This is a genomic window from Roseospira goensis (genome assembly GCF_014197795.1).
Classification (GTDB): domain Bacteria; phylum Pseudomonadota; class Alphaproteobacteria; order Rhodospirillales; family Rhodospirillaceae; genus Rhodospira; species Rhodospira goensis.
This window is the reverse complement of sequence record NZ_JACIGI010000070.1, coordinates 1-2,571: the sequence shown is the minus strand read 5'-3', so window position 1 is coordinate 2,571 and position 2,571 is coordinate 1. Positions and strand designations below refer to the sequence as shown.

Genomic DNA, 2,571 nt, shown 5'->3' with positions numbered 1-2,571 from the left:
CGGGCCGGCGTCGTTGAGATCGAGCATGTCAGGCACTCCATGCGGTCGGGGCGGTCGGGGAGGACGGCGTGGACGTGGACGGCGCGGCGGGGCCGTCCTGATTGATGCGGGTCAGCAGTGCGCCGAGGTCCGGCGGCTCGGTCTCGTCCAACTGGCCGGAGCGGTCCTTGGCCGGCAGGCCGTAGCGGTTGCCCGCGCGGCAGACGAGCCGCCGGCCGCCGGCCTGTTCGTCCAGCACCCAGCCGGTGCCGTCGGTGTCGGGCCGGAAGTGGTGCATGCTGATGACCTGGTCGACGATGCCGGGCAGTTCGCGCATGACTTTCGAGCCCTCGGTCTGCGGCTGCCAGTGCGCGGTGCCGTAGTCGTCGGTCACCTTCTCCAGCACGCCGACGAAGATGACCGTGCGGCCCTTCGCATGCTGCAGGTGCTTCAGCGCGGTGATGACCTCGCGTCCGAGCAGGCCGTAGGCGCCGCGCACGTCTGGCTGGCCGGTCCGCGCCGAGACCGCTTCGGGCTGGTGCTTTGCCCAGACCATGGCCTGTCGCGTGAGATCGGTGATGCTGTCCACGAACACGACCGGGCGCTCGGCGAGCGCCGTCAACACGTCGTTCAGCCCGGCGTCGCGGTAGGTTTTCTCGATATGGGCGTGATGCGCCGCCGAGTAGGGTTCCGTGTCCGGCTTGGACGGGTCCGGTCCGCCGATCAGGATCGCCAGGTCGCGGAAGTCGGCATAGGCGCGCACCGGCAGGCTGACCCCGGACCAGTGCCGCAAGGGCTTCATGCCGGCTTCCAGGTCGATCACCAGGGCGCGGTCCCCCGGCAACGTGCTGGCCAGGGTGGTCTTGCCGACGCCGGCCGGACCGAAGATGGCCAGCGACGTGGTGTCGTAGGCGCTGGAGGCGCGCTGGTCGGCGGTGATAAGGGACACGGGCATCCGAAGGGCTCCTGAACGGGGGGGACGGCGCGGGCTGTGCCGGGCGCCAGGGAGGGCCTGCCCGCCCTTGCGGAACGGGCGACCCGCGCCGTCCCCCTGGCCTCACCCCCTGGCCTCACCCCCTGGCCTCACCCCATGACCTCACCGGACTGTCGCGAGGGCGTCCCGGCCGGCGGGGGTGATCTCCAGGTGAAGGTCGGGCAGGACGGCATCGAACACGCCTGCATCGGCGGGGCAGTCGGCGCAGACCCCGCCCAGGGCCTTGCCATCGCACGTGCGCCCGGCGCATCGCGCGGCCAGAACCTCCATCTCGATCAGGGCGACCTCGGCCAGGATCGCGGCCCCGCGCCCGGGCGCCAGAGCATCCAGGCGGGCCAGCATGGCGGCATCGGTCACGGGCATGACGGGGTCCTCCTGGAAAGGGAGTGCCCCGGCCTCCGTGGCGGGGGCGAGGGATGGGCGGAGGCCGGGGCACGGCCGGCGCGGGCGAGAGGGAGACCCCCGCACCGGCGAGGGCGGGACGATCAGGCGGTCACCGGCGCCTCGGGCGTGCCGGCGTAGACCGGAACCCCGGTCTCGGCCCCGATGCGGCCGGCGGCGTCGCGGAAGGCGTCGTCGAACACCTCCTTGACCTGCTGCAGGTCGAACCACCACACGAGGCCCTCGCGCGTCTTGCGGTAGCGGAGCCGCGCGACCATGCGGTAGCGCACGCCCTGGTCGAAGACCGGGATGGCGATGCAGAACAGCGAGGGAATGGTCAGCTTCTGGCCGGCGCCGTCGGTGTGCTCCTTCTCGAAGATGATGGAGCCCTCACCGCTGCTGGTGTTGATGATCTCGCCCACGCGGCTGGTCTCGTGGACCACCAGCCCGCGCGCCAGCTCCATCATGCGCTCGGGCCCGGCGAAGGTGCCGGTCAGCAGGCGCGCGAGCTCCCGCAGCGTCCGGTCGCTCTCGGTCGCCGGCTCGCCGGTCAGGTCGGGCGCCGGCAGGATGTCCAGGATGCGGTCCTCGACAAACGCGGCGAACGCGCCCTGGCTCTTCTTGTCGCCGCTGGCACGGCTCCACAGCTGCCACTCGCGCGACAGCGGGAAATCGTGGACCGCGCGCCAGTTGCGCCAGTTCGGCTCGGCCTCGGGGAGGGTGCCACTCACATAGTCATAGACGGCCACCGCCTGAGCGGGGTCCCGCGAGATGAACACCGCCGTCTGCATGGTGTCGTGCGCCTTGATGTGGTCGATCAGGCTGTCCAGCGTCAGGTGTTCGCTGCGCCCGCTGATCCGCTGCGGCCGGTCGCGGTACTGGTCCAGCAGCGGCTTCAGGCTCTCCAGCCGCTTGCCCTCGGGCACCACGGCGATGGGCCGTTCGGTCGCGTCTTCGCACAGGACGTCAACGCCGACATGGTCGATCATGAACCGCGTCAGGGCGCCGGTTTCGGTCTGGGTTTCGGGCGACATGGAGGGGTCTCCTTACAGGGCCTTGGTTTCGGGCGCGGCGGTGTCCACGGTCTTGAACGGCAGGGCCTGCTGGCGCGGGTCCTGCCGTGTCAGGCGGTTGTCCTCGGTGGCGAAGAAGGTCGTGCGGCGGCGCGGCATCTTCGGCTTCCTGGTCGCGAGGTCGGCGACCACGTCGATGCCGCG

The 2,571-nt window shown here is 71.3% G+C and carries 3 protein-coding genes; all 3 read right to left on the bottom strand.

Annotated elements, in window-relative coordinates; genetic code table 11:
- Window positions 1-28 precede the first annotated feature (28 nt).
- The 3 genes from GGD88_RS18295 to GGD88_RS18285 all read right to left on the bottom strand — a co-directional run bounded on the left by GGD88_RS18295 (window position 29) and on the right by GGD88_RS18285 (window position 2,388).
- Window positions 29-934: an ATP-binding protein gene (locus GGD88_RS18295; protein ID WP_184438203.1), complete on the bottom strand. Its 906-nt coding sequence runs from the start codon at window positions 932-934 to the stop codon at window positions 29-31.
- 141 nt (window positions 935-1,075) lie between these two features.
- Window positions 1,076-1,336, bottom strand: a complete 261-nt coding sequence (locus tag GGD88_RS18290) for a hypothetical protein (protein WP_184438200.1) — start codon at window positions 1,334-1,336, stop codon at window positions 1,076-1,078.
- A 122-nt stretch (window positions 1,337-1,458) separates the two neighbouring features.
- Window positions 1,459-2,388 (bottom strand): DUF2303 family protein, encoded by a 930-nt coding sequence (locus GGD88_RS18285; protein WP_184438197.1) that lies wholly within the window; start codon window positions 2,386-2,388, stop codon window positions 1,459-1,461.
- Window positions 2,389-2,571: the final 183 nt, after the last annotated feature.